The 19,303-nt window shown below is 40.2% G+C and carries 14 protein-coding genes; 1 reads left to right on the forward strand and 13 read right to left on the reverse strand.

Going from position 1 to position 19,303, the window contains the following annotated elements:
• Positions 1-755 precede the first annotated feature (755 nt).
• From NV377_RS08655 to NV377_RS08715, 13 genes are all read right to left on the reverse strand, one after another.
• Positions 756-2,210: a stalk domain-containing protein gene (locus NV377_RS08655; protein WP_258200798.1), complete on the reverse strand. Its 1,455-nt coding sequence runs from the start codon at positions 2,208-2,210 to the stop codon at positions 756-758.
• Between the two features lie 363 nt (positions 2,211-2,573).
• Positions 2,574-3,437 (reverse strand): sulfurtransferase, encoded by an 864-nt coding sequence (locus NV377_RS08660; protein WP_258200799.1) that lies wholly within the window; start codon positions 3,435-3,437, stop codon positions 2,574-2,576.
• Between the two features lie 173 nt (positions 3,438-3,610).
• Positions 3,611-4,408 carry a hypothetical protein gene (locus NV377_RS08665; RefSeq protein ID WP_258200800.1) on the reverse strand — a complete coding sequence of 266 codons (798 nt, stop codon included), beginning with the start codon at positions 4,406-4,408 and terminating at the stop codon, positions 3,611-3,613.
• A 219-nt stretch (positions 4,409-4,627) separates the two neighbouring features.
• Positions 4,628-5,422, reverse strand: coding sequence for a hypothetical protein (locus tag NV377_RS08670; protein WP_258200801.1), 795 nt, complete (start codon positions 5,420-5,422; stop codon positions 4,628-4,630).
• Between the two features lie 201 nt (positions 5,423-5,623).
• On the reverse strand, positions 5,624-6,400 hold the full coding sequence (gene map / locus NV377_RS08675; protein WP_258200802.1) for a type I methionyl aminopeptidase: 777 nt from the start codon (positions 6,398-6,400) through the stop codon (positions 5,624-5,626).
• A 533-nt stretch (positions 6,401-6,933) separates the two neighbouring features.
• Positions 6,934-7,122: a hypothetical protein gene (locus NV377_RS08680; protein WP_258200803.1), complete on the reverse strand. Its 189-nt coding sequence runs from the start codon at positions 7,120-7,122 to the stop codon at positions 6,934-6,936.
• Positions 7,123-7,355: 233 nt separating this feature from the next.
• Entirely contained in the window at positions 7,356-7,523 is a 168-nt protein-coding gene (locus tag NV377_RS08685) for a hypothetical protein (RefSeq protein WP_258200804.1), read from the reverse strand.
• Positions 7,524-7,569: 46 nt separating this feature from the next.
• Positions 7,570-7,971 (reverse strand): PaaI family thioesterase, encoded by a 402-nt coding sequence (locus NV377_RS08690; protein ID WP_258200805.1) that lies wholly within the window; start codon positions 7,969-7,971, stop codon positions 7,570-7,572.
• The gene (locus NV377_RS08695) at positions 7,964-9,940 is read right to left on the reverse strand and encodes an AMP-binding protein (protein WP_258200806.1); all 1,977 of its coding nucleotides are present in this window, start codon (positions 9,938-9,940) and stop codon (positions 7,964-7,966) included. Before NV377_RS08695 ends, NV377_RS08690 begins: the two co-directional genes overlap by 8 nt.
• 14 nt (positions 9,941-9,954) lie before the next feature.
• Positions 9,955-11,751, reverse strand: a complete 1,797-nt coding sequence (locus NV377_RS08700) for an acyl-CoA dehydrogenase FadE (RefSeq protein WP_258200807.1) — start codon at positions 11,749-11,751, stop codon at positions 9,955-9,957.
• 593 nt (positions 11,752-12,344) lie between these two features.
• The gene (locus NV377_RS08705) at positions 12,345-13,556 is read right to left on the reverse strand and encodes an acetyl-CoA C-acyltransferase (protein WP_258200808.1); all 1,212 of its coding nucleotides are present in this window, start codon (positions 13,554-13,556) and stop codon (positions 12,345-12,347) included.
• A gap of 30 nt (positions 13,557-13,586) precedes the next feature.
• Positions 13,587-16,058, reverse strand: coding sequence for a 3-hydroxyacyl-CoA dehydrogenase NAD-binding domain-containing protein (locus NV377_RS08710; protein ID WP_258200809.1), 2,472 nt, complete (start codon positions 16,056-16,058; stop codon positions 13,587-13,589).
• 125 nt (positions 16,059-16,183) lie between these two features.
• A complete protein-coding gene (locus tag NV377_RS08715; protein WP_258200810.1) occupies positions 16,184-18,496 on the reverse strand; it encodes a (Fe-S)-binding protein in 2,313 nt (770 codons plus the stop codon).
• Between the two features lie 226 nt (positions 18,497-18,722).
• Here NV377_RS08715 and NV377_RS08720 point away from each other — a divergent pair, with 226 nt between their 5' ends.
• Positions 18,723-19,193, forward strand: coding sequence for a GyrI-like domain-containing protein (locus NV377_RS08720; protein WP_258200811.1), 471 nt, complete (start codon positions 18,723-18,725; stop codon positions 19,191-19,193).
• The last annotated feature ends 110 nt before the right edge of the window (positions 19,194-19,303 follow it).

The following is a 19,303-nucleotide window of genomic DNA, read 5'->3' on the forward strand; positions in this document are numbered from 1 at the left end:
CTTTCCGCTCCTCCTAATCACCCACCTCAACTGGATTTTCGCTATTACTGCTCCAATCACTCCAGCTGTCGGATTGGCATGCTAAAAACTCGAAAAGTAACACACTGAGCAACCCTGCAAAGATGCCTCAAAGACCAATTCTAGCACATAGTAGCGACTGCACCCTTCCTAAGGAGCGTGGGTTTCATTTGCGATGCCTAGCCTTACGAAAGTGCTTGGTTTAACAACTGGGGTAAACTAGAACTGGCTGTTGTTCCAATACCTATTCGTTTGGCAAAGTGGCTGACGATACCCATCTTGACGGCCAACAATCTTTTACTGTAAAATCTGCCCATAAATTAAAAGGACATGGTTCACACTTGAGTTTTTCCTATTAGTTTGCCCAACGGAGACTGTGGGAACGTTGTTGCGTTACCCATTATAGTAGTCTCCCTAACAAAACACAGAAAGGTAGATGATCGCGAACAAACTATTAAAATTTGATACATTAGACCCATATAATATATAGTACGAAAAGCAGTGAATCATTCTTTTAAAATTTTTCTGTTATTACTCCAGTCACTCCTATAGTTGAGAGTCTTCCTTTTTCAAAGGCATCCCTGCTTCAACCAAACGTTTATTACTAATGAAGAAAAGGACAATATCATAATTCAAAAATAGAGCCAGACATTCTCCCAAGAAGAATGGCAGACTCTATATCTGTTAAGATGTGTTTCTATTACCAAAGGTTCAACTGCACCTCATGCAACCTTGTATTAGGATAGCCGATGAATCGACCATACTATATCCGTACTGAAACCAAGGGTTAGATTGTCAGCTTCGTAATATAATCCAACTTGTTCACCTGCTTGCAGTGCTACATCACCGGAAAGCGTCACCGTCGCACTACTTAGTATGGTCCTCATACTCAAAATTAACGCCATATTGACGTCTAGGATAGGCATATAACCTTTTATTAAATCAGTGTCACTATTCTTCTTTACGGTGAACATTGGATCAACGTCACCTCCTAAACTTATACTAACTGGAGCGTTAGTCTTATAGTTAACCGTTGCATGTATGGCATACTTGCCAGTGGCCGGTACCGTAAAAATCCCTGTAACAGGATCAAATTCAGGGCTTGCGTAATAAGGGGACGTATCACTCCAATTCGTAAATTGCGTGCTACTAGCGATTGAAGATGTCGTACCCGAAGCAGAAAATCCTTCAGTGGTAAAAGAAGTCCCCGCTGGGCCCTGTGCTCCGGCTGGCCCTGGATCTCCTTTATCGCCTTTACTTCCTTGTGCTCCTGCTGCTCCCGGATCTCCTTTATCGCCTTTACTTCCTTGCGGTCCTGCTGCTCCCGGATCTCCCTTATCGCCTTTACTTCCTTGCGGTCCTGCTGCTCCCGGATCTCCTTTATCGCCTTTACTTCCTTGCGGTCCTGCTGCTCCCGGATCTCCTTTATCACCTTTACTTCCTTGCGGTCCTGTTGCTCCCGGATCTCCTTTATCGCCTTTACTTCCTTGCGCTCCTGCTGCTCCCGGATCTCCTTTATCGCCTTTACTTCCTTGCGGTCCTGCTGCTCCCGGATCTCCCTTTGGACCTTGTGATCCTGAATATCCCGGATCACCTTTATCTCCTTTATCTCCTTTATCTCCCGCTGGACCTTGCTGACCTGTCTCTCCCTTTTCTCCTTTTGGCTTGTCAGTTGCCTGAGTATTAATATTGATTTCCCCATTTATACTGTCCCATTTAATTTCTAGTCCAAGAGAAGTAGCTAATGCTCGTATTGGTAAGTATAAGCTATTATTGAATGATACCGGATATATTCGATTTTGATTCGTATCCAATAATTGAACGAGTTTTCCATCAACATAGATTGAGGTGTTGGAATTCAATACTGATACTGTTGCGCCTACTTTCATTCCATTCTCGTTGTTTGTAGAAGCTACCGATGTCTTAGAACCAGTGATAATGTAAACCGCTCGTTCCTCTTGATTCCAGCTAATCTTGAATCCAAGTAACTGAGAAGTTGCCCGAAGCGGTAAATATAATGAATTATTCAATGAAATCGATAGAATTTCCGCTTCTGTTTTCTTGCCATCAACGTAGATTGGCGTATTTGTTATCTTACCTTGCTTACTTACTGTTTCCGCAGCTGCAGGTAAAGCAGATACGCTGAATACAATTAATACAAAAACAAGTAGTGCAAATAAGTTTTTTTTCATCACTTTAAATCTCCCCTTACTAAATTTTATCTTCACTTTGTACATTACTCCCGCTTTGGTTATCCCACGATACAAAAACAGCCTCCAGGAATTTTATTCTATAAAATAACATAACTGAGTTTTTATTATATTTCTGTAACTCAAGTTACAAAAAATATAAATGAGAAAGAGCTAAAGAGTTAGCCTCATGATAGACAGATATGATGGAAATGCTAGGGATTAAGTGTGAAACGCAGCTATTTGACTCGAACTCACGCAAGGCTTAATGTGTTAATTACGACCATAAAAAATACAGAGCAACGGTGGTATTACCCGTCATGCTCTGTATTCAGAATTTACATACTACTATTTAGCTTACGCCTATTACTCGTCCCCCACCGCAACTGGGTTGTCGCTATTACTACTCCAATCACTCCAGCTACCAGCATAAAGCTTCACATTGTTATATCCCGCTTCTTGCAAAGCGAAGTAATTCGGTGTAGCCGTTACGCCTGATCCGCAGTAGACGATCACTTCATCATTCTTATCTATGGCTGCAAAACGTTCCGCTTGTTCTTCAGCATTTTTCCACGATCCGTCAGCATTTTTACCTTCTTGCCAGAAATAATTGACCGCAGAGGGTACATGTCCTGCTACTTTATCGAGGGGCTCAACCTCACCACGATATCTCGCACCATCACGCGAATCTATAATTACTGTCCCAGCAGCACCAATTTTACTATGAACATATTGTTGATCTACAAGTATGCTTTCATTTAATTCTACAGGCAGATGGAAACCTTCTAATCGATCTGGAATGTCTGTGCTAACTGCTTGTCCAGCTTCTTTCCAAGACTTGAACCCACCTTCTAGCACATATACTTCTCCGTCAAAACCGATCCATTGCAATAACCAACGAAGACGTGAAGCCATCGCACCACCTTGATCATCATAAGCCACAACTATTGAATCAGTTGCAATACCAATTGAGCCAAAGAATTGTGCTACCGCTTGTGGGTCGGGTAGTGGATGTCTACCACCTTCTCCATCTGGACGCTTCCCACTTGATAGATCATGGCTTAGATTAGCATAGTGCGCTTGAGGAATATGACCTTCACGATAAGCGATCTCACCTGCATCTTCATCCGAAAGATCATATCTAACATCTACAATAACAAGCTTTGTATCACCCGCAGCTTGAGCTTCTAACAGCTGTTGTAACCTTTGCTGCCTAATAAAATATGACATAATGCTCCTCCTAAAACTTTTGTTGAACTACTAAAATGCTTACTGTAAACAAAAAGTTACTTCTGAATCATACTTGAAACTAATAGCTTTATGCATTTAGTTTACTCCATTAATTAATGGTGTACTAGCTTTTATATTGTATGTATTCACCAGAACAATCATGATTAATCTTTTCATTCTTCTTTAATTTGTATAAGATAATTATTATCTAATTCCCATCTTGAAATAGGCTGGTTTATTTCAAATTGAACAACAAAGTTATTTTGAATATCATCATAGCGAACGAAAAATGCATCTAGCAAATCGTTAAATTCTATTACTCCAATCTGCTGATCATTCAACGTATAAAGAGATGTATAAGTAGGACTACCAACGGAAGCTACAATCTCATTGCTTCCATCTCCATTCACGTCAAATTCCTTAGTATATGCGCTAATAGTGAGTCCAGTCGGCTTTTCCTTTGTAATATCGAGATATAACGTATGAGGGGCATTAGCCCCTAATGATCCACTCACCTTAATCCATGAGCTAGATAGCGCTTCCACAACAGTATATTGAAAATCTCTATTGTTAGCTTTCCCATATCCTATTGGACCTAGATCATAGCTTTGATGCTCATGTTCAAGATAAGCATATAGTTGTAATTGTTCGCCCAATGAGTATATTACGATAACGGTATCCTCAATTGGTTGCTTAATTATTGGGTTAATCTCTTCTGTTAAGTATATTATTGGAAGCTCTGTGGCATTTATATTTTTCGAATATATTATTGGAATCGCTTCGGACGTCACATCAGAATCTGCTATTGAATCATTAATAAGTGCTTTTTCTAATTCTATTAGATTTCTCGATTCTTCGACTACTAACTCTGCCGGTTGTGTGTTTATAAATTTTTCATTTCTCGCCATATTACAACCTACTAGTAACATGAAAAATGCAATAAAAAGTATACAGGCACTACGCTTTAACAATATACTTACCTCCACAATAAGCATTTTAAATTTTGAAATTACAAAACACAAGGTATCACCACTAACAACACAATTATAGTATTTATTTACAATTATGTTAACATCATTAAGTATATCTCTCAATATCTTTATTAAGTGAATAAACAATAAGAAGAGGCTATCTCAGTGAGACAGCCTCTTCTTGGAACCCGTTTTCTAATTATAATAATCGCTTCATGATTATTCTTCTACTTGTTTTAGGAAGTCTTTTTCTAATTTCCATCTTGTAGTAGGCTGATCTATTTCAAATTGAACATTGAAATAATCTTTTACATCGTCATAGTAAACGACAATAGCATTTAGTAATTCATTCAAATCTATAGCTACAATCTGTTGCTCTTCCATTGTATATACAGTGGTATAAGGAGCTGTACCAACAAAAGTAACAATTTCTTTAATCCCATCACCATCTACATCAAATTCCCGAGCATGTGCACTAATGACAATTGCAGTAGGCCTGTCCTTATTAAAATCAATATATAATATATGAGGTGCATTAGCTCCTAAAGCTCCACTTACTTTAATCCACGATTGTGATAATGCTTCCACCGTAGCATATTCATAATTTACATTATTGGTAGTTCCGTAACCAATAGGACCCAAATCATAAGTTTTATTATTGTATTCAACATATGCGTATAATTGTTGGTCCTCTTCCCCCAACGAATATATAACAATGACTGCATCCCCAATCCGTTGTTTAATGACTGTTAGCATCTCTTCATCTACATCTATTAGCGGAAGTTCTATAGGTACAATACGATCTGAGTTTGTGACTGGAATATTATCGTAAATCACTGGCGAATCCACTATTGAATCCAGATCAGTAGATTCTTTCAGTAATGGTGCTTCAGTATGTTCTACAATTTGCTGTGTAGGATGTGGATTAACACTCTCATCATTAACTTCTACATTACAACCACCTAATAACAAACATAATGCAATACTGAGTGAGTATCTTTTGATAATTAACAATTAACTCTTCCCCTTTATTAAATGCATCTTGTTAGCTTATTAATAACAAGCTCATTATAAAATTATCAACTCCAATATATAGTAATTATAAAATATAAAAACGCCGATTAGCTACTAAGCAGTAAGATTTTATGATCTCACTGGCTTTTATTTGCTAATTGACGTTTAGTTTGAGACCCATTGATACTAGATTCAATTACATTACGTTTTACGTTTTGTGCTACTTAACTTTGTTAATATTTTAGGCCCAGCTTTCGTAATCGCGATCGTATGCTCAAACTGTGCGGTTAGCGCATGATCGACCGTTCTTGCTGTCCAGCCATCATGTGCAATATAAATTTGTGAAGATCCTGTAGATAATATAGGCTCGATCGTAATAACCATACCCTCTTCAAGCTTAATTCCAGATGCTCTAGTTCGTACATGATGAACATGTGGAGGCTCATGTAACTCCTTACCAATACCATGCCCAATAAATGAAGCAATGACTTGAAACCCATCTCTTTCTGCTCGTTGCTCTATTGCAGAACCAATATCTGAAATATCATTACCAACGACCGCTTGAGCAAGACCAGCACGAAAAGCTGCCTTTGACGCTTTTACTAACTTTCGAACTTGAGGTGAAACTTCCCCAATCATATATGTCCATGCAGAATCTGCCTTCCAACCTTTATAATCAGCAACGATATCAACAGTAATAATATCACCCTTTTTGAGCTTATACGAATTTGGAAATCCATGACATGCTACTTCATTTACTGACGTGCAACTTGCAAATGGGTAACCTTTATGACCCTTTTGTGCAGGATATGCGCCATGTTCAACCATATACCAATCGACGAATCGATCAATTGCCTCTGTTGTAACTCCAGGGACACATTTATCAACCAATGCTTTATGACACCCTGCAACGATTTTACCTGCTCTTGCAATACGTCTAATCTCCGCCTCCGTCTTCGGAACAATCGACTGCATCATTAACACCCTCCTAAAACTTTTTAGATGAAAAGTTAATTCGTAAGCATGATCTAAAAATTTCATAATGAAAAGTTTGTTCGCTCTTCCTAACTTAATAAACACCCATCAGATCAACCGCACTACTTCTGCAGATAAAAGTATTTTTTAATCTATTGTCTGAATAACCACTCTTCTTTACTGCTAAATATTGTCCCACATACCCCCAACACCTCTGACGCTGCTTCGCAGCGTTGAGAACTAATCGCTAGTGGAAAAGCGACAGCGGCCGTTTTTGTCCTCGGATTTATACCTCTATTGCTTATTACGATAAATCCGAGGACAACGGAGAGTGGAACAGAGATTTTTTCTTGGAGCGGAGTAAAACGTCTTCCCTCTTAAATATATTCCGCACATCTTCGCTTCATTCTTATTTCGTGTCGAAGCATGTCCGATAGTAAACAACGATAGTACTTTTTATCAATATGCATTTTGAACACAAAAAAAGAGCCTGACCGGAGCATTATGCTCATCAGACTCTTTCTCATATATTTGACCTACATTGCCGAAGAGTTCATTCTTCCAAGTTCATCCTCAACTAATGAGGTTAATTCATCTTCATAGCCGCCAGTAATACGATACTTACGGACATACTCTTTAACAAATTTCCTTGGGTCCTTAGGTTGGAAAATTCTCGTCAATTCCTTCAGGCTTTCCTTGACTTCATTTTGGCTGTGCTTTGCCATGAAATCTCCTCCCTTATACAATGGATGGTAGGTCCTATAGTACTACTCGAGAACAACAACAGGAAGTTGTCGCCATCGTTCCGGCTCTTGTTCCCCCTTAGGTGTAATGCATTCCATGGCTATTAGGTCAAATGTTTCAATTTTCTTACTATTATAACATTTCAGATAACAATATAGAAGTAGGTGAATGATTAGAAAATTTTATTGATATTTAAAAAGTAATGTTATTCTCATCATAATACTTGCTCATCATTACTAGAATGATCGAAAGAGGCCGAATCATGACACTTTTCTTGCGATTGTCTTTGCTTTCTATACATTCGCAAATAGATAATTACGATTATTATTGCTACAACTACACCAAAGGTTAATAATACTAAAGCAGCTATATTTTGCCACAACTCAACCTCCTCCTTTTCTTATTATTATTTTACAATATTTTCTCAATTACTTCATGAGTCTATATGCACCACTTGCCCAAGCGAGTAGTTCATTATGTTCATCATATAATGAAGCTGTCATAGTATTAGTACGCTTTGTTGAATGTAAAAGTTCCGCTTTGCAGTAAATTTTACCAGTTGCAACATTAGATAAAAAATGAGTGTTCATTGTTGCTGTAACCGTATTCTCTCCCGTTCCCAACATAATAATTAGTCCCATAGCATTATCAAGCATAGACATCATTACTCCACCATGTACAATGCCCATTAAATTTTTATGATGATCGGCAAGTTCAAGTGAAATAATAACATGATCGTCATTAGCTTCAACTAATTCACAACCTAGATATCCCCAAAAAGTCTCTTTAGCAAGCTCTTGTAATTGTTCATATCTCTTCTGATCATTCATGTTGTTGCTCCTCTTCGACTAACTTACGCCTAAGCACTTTCCCGACCATTGTCTTTGGCAAGCTATCTCTGAATGCATATTGATGAGGTACTTTGAAAGCAGCTAAACGCTCTCGGCACCATGCATCAAGCTGCTCCTCGGAAACCATATAGTTATCCTTCAACACAATATATGCTTTCACTGTTTCTCCTCGATAAGCATCTTTAATTCCTACGACAGAAGCTTCAGCAATTGCAGGGTGTTCGAAAAGTACTTCTTCAATCTCACGAGGGTATATATTAAATCCACTAGCGATAATAATATCTTTAATCCGATCCATAATGATAAAGTAACCATCCTCATCCATCATGGCGAGATCGCCTGTTTTTAACCAACCATCATTAAGTACCTGATCGGTTGCTTCTTTTCTATTCCAATAACCACTCATGACTTGAGGACCTTTAACAATGAGTTCACCTAAATGACCCCATGGCAATCTTTCACCCGTCTCAACAGAAATAATAGCAGCATCTGTGTCTGGAAATGGCAGACCTATCGTGCCAATCTTGCGATTACCCCAGATTGGATTAGCATGTGTAACTGGTGAAGACTCTGTTAATCCATAACCCTCGATTAGTCTACCTCCTGTTAAACTTTCGAATTGCTCTTGAACTTCTAGAGGCAATGCAGCAGAACCGCTTATACATACCTCAATTGATGAAAGATCTAATGGAGATGATTGTTTTCTAGCCGCTTGTATTAAGGCAACATACATAGTTGGGGCACCCGGAAAGATCGTCGGCTTCATCTTATCTATTGTTTTCAATACTTCACTCACATCAAACTTCGGTAGTAACACTAAGCAACCTGCTGTTTTCACAGACATGTTCATTAGTACCGTTAACCCAAACACATGAAACAGCGGTAACGCCGCTAAATATCTTTCTTCCCCAATTTTAACGCGACTACACCACTCCATCGTTTGTAATGTATTCGTAACGAGATTACGATGAGTGAGCATTACCCCTTTCGGAGTTCCTGTTGTACCACCCGTATATTGTAATGCAGCCAGTTCACTATGCTGGGCTAATGTTGGCCGCTCGTATGATAAAGATTTCTTAGTTTGCAATGTACTCCAAGCGACGTAGCCATCTTGACCATATGGAATGACCGACTTAAATCCTTCCTTACGTTGCTTAATTGGATAAAGTAAATTTTTTGGAAAAGGTAATCCGTCCTTTATCGAAGTGACAATTACATTTTTCAATTTAGATAATGGACCACTCTCTGGATTTTTGCCACGAACTCGCTCAACTCTTGGGTAAAGTAGATCCACAGTAATTATTGATACTGCACCACTATCTTGCAATTGATGGGTTAATTCACGCTCTACATATAAGGGATTCGTCTGAACAACGATTGCACCCGCCAAGATAACGCCGTAATATGAAATAACTGCCTGGGGACAGTTAGGTAACATAATCGCGACGCGGTCTCCTTTCTGGATACCAAGTCTGCCTAATCCTCTAGCTAATCGATCCGCTGCAACGTAGAGTTGCTGATACGTTAATGTCTTGCCCATGAAATGGATTGCTAATTTATCAGGATAATTCGTCGCTGAATCTATCAAAAACTGTGCAATATTAACTTCGGGGTAATCGAGTGTAGTTCGAATATCTTCAGGATAATGCTTATGCCATATTTTGTGCGGGGATTGCTCTGCTTCTGCTTCTGCTTCTGCTTCTGCTTCTGCTTCTGCTTCTGCTTCTGCTTCTGCTTCTGCTTCTGCTTCTGCTTCTGCTTCTGCTTCTGCTTCTGCTTCTGCTTCTGCTTCTGCTTCTGCTTCTGCTTCTGCGAAAGTATCCTCGACTACTCCATTGCTGTCAACTACATCTTCGCTTGAAACCTCTAATTCTACTTGATCATCTCTTTCGGTCTCTTTCTGCGTCTCATCATGAACATTGGATTGTTGAGGATTTTGTGATTCCATACTAGATCACTCCTTCACACAATATATTGCTCACTTACGATTACCTTTGCAGCGATTTTTCGTTTCAATGTAATGACATCTGTAAGAGATGCTTTCGTTAATTTCTTTACGATCGATAGTTGCATTCTCAAAGCGTCGCCTGACTCCATACGCACAAGTGATTTTTTAGCGATACCTTCGATCTGATCCATCGCTTCTTGCACATAAACTTTTGTCATCATCGCTACAATTGAAGACTCATCTTGATCAAAACCGAGTGCTATTCGTTTTTGAGCTCTTAAGTAAGCGCTCTCCATTGTAAAAGTTAAAATCATCATATTAGCCAATGCTTCTAATATTTCTTGCTCGCCGTCTAATTTTACGCCGTATCGTTGAACGGCAACGCCACCAATCATTAAAAATAATTTCTTCGCTTGCTCTATACGATGACCTTCTAAGCTTAGAACGCCTTCCAGTTGAGGGGACAATTGTGGTTCTAATAACTGCGCTTGTAACTCTTGAATTTTATCAAGTAATGGCAACTCATTCTTCATTGCTTTCTTAATCAGTGTTCCCGGAATTAATAGTCGATTTATTTCGTTCGTACCTTCAAATATGCGGTTAATTCTAGAATCCCGATAAATTCGCTCAACTTTGTATTCTTTAATAAATCCATAGCCACCATGAATCTGCACAGCTTCATCACTTACAAAATCTAACGCTTCCGATGCAAACACTTTTATCATCGAATATTCCATCGCATACTCACCAATTGCTTTAGCTGCGAGTCTACCGCTATAAGCAACTGCATCAGATGAAGTTTGATCTATCTCAGACAACATCGCATCCATCCAACCAGCAATCCGATATACCATACTCTCTGTTACGAAGGTGACAATATTCATATCAGCTAATTTAGCTCCGATTAGTGGGTACGAAGAGATTGGCTGATTGAATTGCTTGCGAACATTGGCATATGAAGCAGCTAACTGAATCGCTTCCTTCGATGTACCAAGACACGCTGCTCCGAGTTTAAACCTGCCAATATTTAATATGTTAAATGCGATAAGATGACCTTTTCCGATTTCACCTAATACATTTTCAACAGGAACATGCACATCTTCAAAATATAACGGACATGTGGATGAGCCCTTTATCCCCATCTTATGTTCCTCTGGTCCAATACTGAATCCTACCATATCACGCTCTACAATGAATGCCGTAAAATGTTCATTATCTATTTTGGCATAGACGATAAATACATCTGCAAAGCCAGCATTCGTAATGAATATTTTTGAGCCATTCAATACATAATGTTTTCCATCTTCACTTAGTTTTGCGTTCGTTTTGGCTCCTAGTGCATCTGAGCCTGAAGCTGGTTCTGTTAAGCAATAAGCAGCAATCTTTTCACCAGTAGCAAGTAGTGGCAAATAATTTTCTTTCTGCTCTGTTGTTCCAAAAAAGACAATAGGAAGAGTTCCTATGCCAGTATGAGCACCTACAGACAATGCAAATGATGAGCTTTTGGCTAACGTTTCAGCAAGTAAAGTGGTGCTTACTTTATCTAAACCTAATCCCCCGTATTGCTCTGGAATATCAGCACTTAACAACCCCTGCTGACCCGCAATACGCATTAATTGAACCGTTAATTCATAATTAAGTGCCTCAATCTCCGCATCGTTCGGAGTTATCTCAGCATCCATGTACTGCTGTGCCGCTTCAGACATTAGTTTTTGTTCACTTGTAAAATCCTCTGGAATCGTTGTTAGCATTGGGTCACTATTCTCAATAACGAATCGTCCGCCGAAAGATGTTGTCTTCGTTATAGACATTCTAATCACCTCCAAAACTAATTAAATGACATTTCCATTCAGCAACGTAAGCATAATCATCGCGATCACCTATGCATTCACTTGTCAGCGCCAAGAAGATCACATGAAGCTAGTGACGCGAAGCGCGGAGCGTACGCACTTGGTACGTGAGCACTGAAGCTAGCGACGCGAAGCGCGGAGCGTACGCACTTGGTACGTGAGCACTGAAGCTAGCGATGAATGGGATATTCGATGTCGAATTTACAACGTAAGCATAATCATCGCGATCACCTATGAATTCACTTGTCAGCGCCAAGAAAATCGCATGAAGCTAGTGACGCGAAGCGCGGAGCGTACGCACTTGGTACGTGAGCACTGAAGCTAGCGATGAATGGGATATTCGATGTCGAATTTACAACGTAAGCATAATCATCACGATCACCTATGAATTCACTTGTCAGCGCCAAGAAGATCACATGAAGCTAGTGACGCGAAGCGCGGAGCGTACGCACTTGGTACGTGAGCACTGAAGCTAGCGATGAATGGGATATTCGATGTCGAATTTACAACGTAAGCATAATCATCGCGATCACAAGTGATTACAAGCGAAACGTTCAGTTGGAGTAGACTTCAAGCAGCCCCGCTGCCCCCATTCCTCCTCCAACACACATCGTGACTATGCCTAAACCACCTCCACGACGCGCTAATTCATGTATGAGTGTTACACTTAGCTTCGTCCCTGTACAACCAAGCGGATGACCGAGCGCAATAGCTCCCCCGTTCACATTTACCCGTTCAATAGGAATAGATAATTCACGTATTATCGGAATACATTGTGCAGCAAATGCTTCATTCAGCTCAAATAAATCAATATCATTAATCGTGACGTTAGCCTTATCTAGTAGCTTCGGTATTGCTGCGATTGGACCAATCCCCATTACTTCTGGCGCTACACCTGCTACTGCATAGTGTCGAAAAGTTGCTAATGGTTTCAGTTCTAATTCCTTCGCTTTACTTCTACTCATCACTAACACAGCAGCTGCACCATCACTCATTTGCGAAGAGTTGCCTGCTGTAACTGACCCTCCAATGGTGAATGCTGGCTTCAACGCTGCTAAACCTTGCGGTGATGTCGTTGCTCTAACACCCTCATCAAGCTTGAATTCAAAACTTTTATCGCGATATTCTCCCTTCTCATTACGAACGGATCGCGTCACAACAATCGGTACTATCTCATCTTCAAATGCACCTGAAGCAATCGCCCAAGCTGCTTTCTGATGACTACCTGTAGCAAATTCATCTTGATCTTCTCTGCTCACCCCATACCTTCGAGCTACTTCTTCCGCTGTATGCCCCATTCCCATGTACACTTCAGGAATATGATCGACGATATCGGGATGTGGTGATAATCTGAACCCTGTCATAGGCACATGGCTCATACTTTCTACGCCACCTGCCAATATAACCTCTGCTTCACCAAGTTTAATCCGTTCAGCAGCATACGCAATTGCCTGCAAGCCTGAAGCGCAAAATCTATTAACTGTTACTGCAGGAGTAGATTCTTCTAGGCCTGCATGCAGAGCTATAATTCTTGCCATATTCAAACCCTGCTCACCTTCAGGCATTGCACAACCAATGATGACATCTTCAATTAATGACTTAGACAAGTTGGGAACTGTATCGAGCAGCCCTTGTATAACACTTTTCCCCAGATCTTCAGCTCGTGTATCTGATAGACTTCCTTTCTGTGCTTTGCCCACTGCCGTTCGTACCGCAGCCACAATAACCGCATCTGTATCTTGATCTTCGAAATATTTGCTCGGCATCTCTAATACTCCTTTCTAACTTAATATTTATTAATTACGAAGTGGCTTACCTGTCGTTAACATATGGCTCATTCTTGCTTGAGTTTTCGGTTCACCGCATAAACTCAAGAATGCTTCGCATTCAAGATCGAGCAAGTATTGCTCACTTACGATCGCGCCAGAAGAAAGATCTCCACCACTTAAAATATGTGCTAACTTAGTAGCTATTAATTCATCATGGCTACTAATGTATTTACCTAACTTCATCGACTGGATTGCAAGTTTCAATACCGCTTTCCCTTCTCTACCTGCTACTGTTACAAGCTGTTCTTTCGGCGCTTCATAACCTGCTCGATCTAGCCTTAACACTTCCTTTTTTGCTTCAGAAATTCGATTCTCTTGACGCATAATGACTCGGTCCTGTGGCCTTGAAAAACCTAGCCGAGCAATTTCATAACCGCTTGTTGAAGTTTTAGCCATAGCGATTGTTTCAAACATATGATTCAGATGAGGTTGTAAATCTCCAGCTAGTAACTTTCTTTCACTGACGCCATTCGGTCCTGCACCTGCTGCAGCTCGATTCATCGCAAATATCGCAGCTTCTTTGCTACCACCACCTGCTGGTATTAAACCTACTCCTGTTTCTACTAAGCCATAGTAAGTTTCAGGAGACGCGATAATGACATCAGCTGGCAAGCACGCCTCTACACCGCCACCTAGTGTCATACGATGTGGTGCTGCAACAACTGGTCGATCTAGTCGTTTCAACTGAAGCATACTTTGCTGGAAGAAACGAATAATGTCTTCTACTTCATCCCACTCTTCATTCTGAGCTTCCATAAGCAACAGCATAATATTAGCGCCTACACAGAAATTTTTACCTTCATTGGCAAGTACAAGTCCACGCCAATTACGGGATACTTCATTGCTCGCATATCGTATTGCACTTAATACTTCTGACCCAATAGCATTACTCTTGGAGTGGAATTCTAGTGCCACGACATCATCACCAATGTCGATAAGACTTGCCCCAGAATTGCTCCAGATCGTCGCCCCACGTTCTTTGCACTGACCGAGTGAGATTACTTTAGGATCTTCCTCTATTTGTACAAATTGTTGTTCATGGACATACCAGGTATAGCCCGAATCCTGCTTGTAGAAATGAGTAAGACCACTAGCGAGCCATGCTTCTACCCACTGTGGGATATCCTCTCCTTCTTCCTTCATACGTGCTACTGAAGCTTGCACTCCAATAGCATCCCATAATTCGAAAGGACCTAGCTCCCAGTTAAAGCCAAGCTTCATGGCCTTGTCGATATCTACAATAGAATCAGCAATTTCACCTAATAATTTGGCAGAATAAAGTAATATGGGCTTTATTGTACTCCATGCAAATAGAGCATGAGCATGTTCTGGATGGGCATGAAGCAGTGCATTTACTTTACCTGCTGCACCTTTCCCTTTCTTCGCTGCTTCTATGACTGGTGAAACAATCGGCTCAGCAATCTCATAGGTGAGTGAATTCAGCTGCAGGGATTCTATAAAACTTTTTCCTGTTGGCGATTTGGATTTACGATAAAATCCTTCACCACTCTTTTGACCTAGAGCGCCTTTCTTAACAAGCGACTCTAATATTAGTGGTCTTGTAAATACTTTTTTCTCTTGTTCATCGTTACTTCGATTGTGTACGTTATCTACAACATGTAATAAAGTATCTAGACCAACAAGATCAAGCATTCGATAAGTTGCGGTCTTCGGACGTCCCATCGCAACTCCAGTGAGTGCATCTACTTCATCTATAGTTAATCCAAATTGCGCAGTTGACTCTAACGTAACGAGCATGCCATATGTACCTATGCGATTAGCAATAAAGTTAGGGGTATCCTTCGCACGGACAACTCCTTTACCAAGCTTTTGTTCACATAAGTAATGTAGTGTATCTACGACTTGTGGTAGTGTATCTGAGGTTGGGACAACTTCTACGAGATTCATATAGCGAGGTGGATTGAAGAAATGTGTCACTGCAAAGTGCTCTCGCATATCTTTGCTACAATGCTCAACCATCTGATGCGCAGATAATCCTGATGTATTCGTACTTACAAGTGTGCCTACTCGTCTGGCTTGATCGATAAGCGTAAATACTTGTTGTTTAATATCAAGTCGTTCTACAACTGCTTCTACAATCCAATCTACTTCACTTAACTGTTTCGAATGATCGCTTAAATTGCCAGCTGTAATATTTTTGACAAAACTATTGTCATAGAGCGGTGCAGGCTTTTGCCTCACCATAGCTCCAATCGCTGCATTTGCAAGTCGATTACGTACCGATGAAGATTGTAAAGACAAACCTTGTAATTGCTCATCTGAAGTTAACGTAGATGGTATAATATCCAATAACCAAACGGAATAACCGCTATTTGCCATATGTGCAGCAATTCCAGCTCCCATTACTCCTGAACCGATTACAGCTACTTTGCGAACATTTAAACCTGTTTTCTCATTGTTCACTATAGATGAACTCATAGTAGATCCACTCCTTCCCTTATTCAATTGTTACGCAGCCAATTACGGTACAAAGCAGCATATCGTGATCACAGTCGAGCTTTGCCAGCTACCTCACTACTATATGTATGTGAAGGGAGCATATCTCATGATGGATCTCTCACATCACTATTCAAGGATTGCTCGCTTTCTATAACACCTAGTACGCTAGTAGCTAACACTTCTGCGATATCTTTCGTTGCAATACTTCCGTCCTCCACTAATGCCTTAACACCATCTTCTAGCATCGTTAGACAATAAGGACATGCGGAACTTATCATTGTTGGCTGTACCTCTAGTGCTTGCGCCGTTCTAGCATAGTTAACACGAGTACCACTATGTTCTTCCATCCACATCAATCCACCACCAGCACCACAACACATCGCATTTTCTCTGGATCGTTCCATCTCTTTCAGAATGACACCTGGTATTGCTTGTAATATCCTCCTAGGTGCATCATATAGTCCGTTATAGCGTCCTAAGTAACAAGAATCATGTAACGTAATCGTTTCATCTAGACGATAATTTGGCTTTAATTTGCCTTGCTGGATTAATTCATCTAGCAATTCTGTATGGTGATATACTTCAATATGCGCTGCAAGTCCAAGCTGAGGATATTCCTTCTTGAAAGTATGGAAAGTATGAGGACAAGGCGTGACGATACGTTCGACATTATAGCGATGTATCGTTTCAATATTTTGCTGTGCAAGCTCTTGATAGAGCATCTCATTACCTATTCTTCGAGCGGTATCGCCTGAACTTTTCTCTTCTAGACCTAGTACAGCGAAGTTGATACGAGCATGGGTTAATAGCCTAATCAAGTCATAGAGTAGCTTACGACTACGATTGTCGTAAGACCCCATTGAACCAACCCATAGCAGTATATCTGTCTTAATTGCAGAAGCTTGACGCTCCTTCATCGTCTCAATAGTTATCCCCGTCTTTTTCTGACAATCTTTCAGCCAGTCTGCCCGCTCGCTTCGACTAATCCCCCACGGATTACTTTGTCGTTCTATATTTTGCAAAGCACGTTGTGCATCAGTTGGCATACTACCTTCCATCAACACCAGATGTCTCCGCATGTCGATGATTTTATCTACATGCTCATTACCTACAGGGCATTGTTCTTCGCAATTTCTACAAGTCGTGCATGACCATATTTCTTCTTCCGTCATTACATCTCCAATTAATTCTAATTGCAACGGATTACGAGCCGCATCAAACTGCCATGCATTACTTTGCTTGTTCATCGTTGCCGAAATATCTGCTTTCCACTTCGAATAGTCCGGCATAGTTGCTACTTGAGCATTATTCACCTGGCTAGTTCTTTCTGAAGTTTGTGGTTGATCGGTTATATTGCACATCATGTTCATCACATGTGCCCCTTGAGTAAGATCACCTATTCCCCACGGTGGTTGTTTCCAAAGCCCTTGCGGAAGCCATGGTGATTTGGAAGTAATGGCCGCCCCTTTTTCCGTTGCGTGATCACGGAGTTTAATAATCATATGCATCGGAGATAGAATTTTCCCAGTACTTGTTGCGGGACATACATTAGTACAACGGCCGCATTCTACACAGGCGTATAAATCTAGCATTTGTTTTTGAGTAAATGCGTGAATATGCCCTACGCCAAAGCTTTCTGCTTCCTCGTTTTCAAGATCAATGTGACTTAATTGTCCAATTGGAACAGAACGCTTATACCATAGATTAATTGGTGCTACTAATAGATGAAAATGTTTAGACTGCGGGACATAGATAAGGAAACTCAATAGAATGAGCAAATGTAACCACCAGCTAATCTCAAATCCTATCTCTGCAATCTGACTTCCTTGATCGACTCCTAACGACTGTAAACTTGAAGCAAGGACATGACTAATCGGAGCGTATGTAGTTGTACTTGTCGATGCATTATTATGGATTAATCTTTCAAAGCTTACTGAGAACAACACACTTAACATTAACAAGCCGATAAACCAATAGACTACTGATGGTTTGGCACCGCGCTTTAACCGTGGAAGTCGCTCTCCGTAACGACGAAATGCCCCCAATATAATAGCTACTAGCACGATCATAACAATCCATTCCTGCAACCAACTGAAATAACCATATAACGGCATCCAAGGAATTAATGGTACGCCAAATAAACCTTTCAACATTAGATCTAGTGCTCCGAGTTGCAACGATAGAAATCCATAGAAATATATAATGTGAAGTAGTCCACTACGAATATCTCGGAGTAATTTACTATGAGTAATAATTTCAAGCGTTGCTTTTGACGAAGATTGTCTATCGTTCCATGTCACAGGAGTTGCAAGTGCTATGTATTGAATTCTTCGCTTGATGATTTCAACAAACATCCATATCGATGCACCAGCTACACATAATGTAATGAACAATCTTATGTAATCACCAGTTCCCATATTCATCCTCCTTTTCTGCAGTCAGGTTAATTATCTGATATCACTGTTTATTTATATGTGAAAAATAGAGTTAACATGCTTTCAATTCGACATAGAACTCAACGTCTGTTGACAGCTTTAATCAGTTGTTAACCCTTCGTACCAGTGATAATCTTTGGAGAAGAGATATATTTGCATGTATGCTACAATATTAAAAATTCACTACCGAAAAGGAGCCAGCTTATATATGACACAAGAAAATATGCAAACCGTCGAACGAACGGAAACAAAGCTAGTTGGTTATACGGTGACGGTATCGTTAAATGAAGATTTAGAAACGAGGATCGTCGTAAGCTTACGTGAAAAACTCATTTCGAACCTTGATAAAATTACAAATCGATTAGATCATAACGGAATTTACTTGGTCCAGATTTACCCAGATGAGGAATGGACTCCAGATGTTGCTTTCGAAAGTATTATTGCTGTGGAAGTGACAGAGTTTCTCCCTCTCCCTGAAGGATTCGTTCAAAGAACAGTACCAGCCGGTACATATGTAAAAATTTCTCACAAGGGGGCTGAATCCCATATAGAAGAAACATATAATTCAATTCGAGAACAAGGAATAGCGGCCTTCCGGTCTTTTGATGTCGAGTATTGGGCTGATAATGATGCTTTGGAGAAAGAGGATAACATTATAGAAATTTATTTACCATTGTAAGCATAGTCCCTTGAGCACAGCACAATTCTGCTGGTAGAAGTTGCTCACGATCTAACGGTCTATTTTCCAATTATCTTTCATATGGTAGCACTAGCACTTACTTAACTAGC

It is taken from the genome of Paenibacillus endoradicis, from assembly GCF_024721975.1.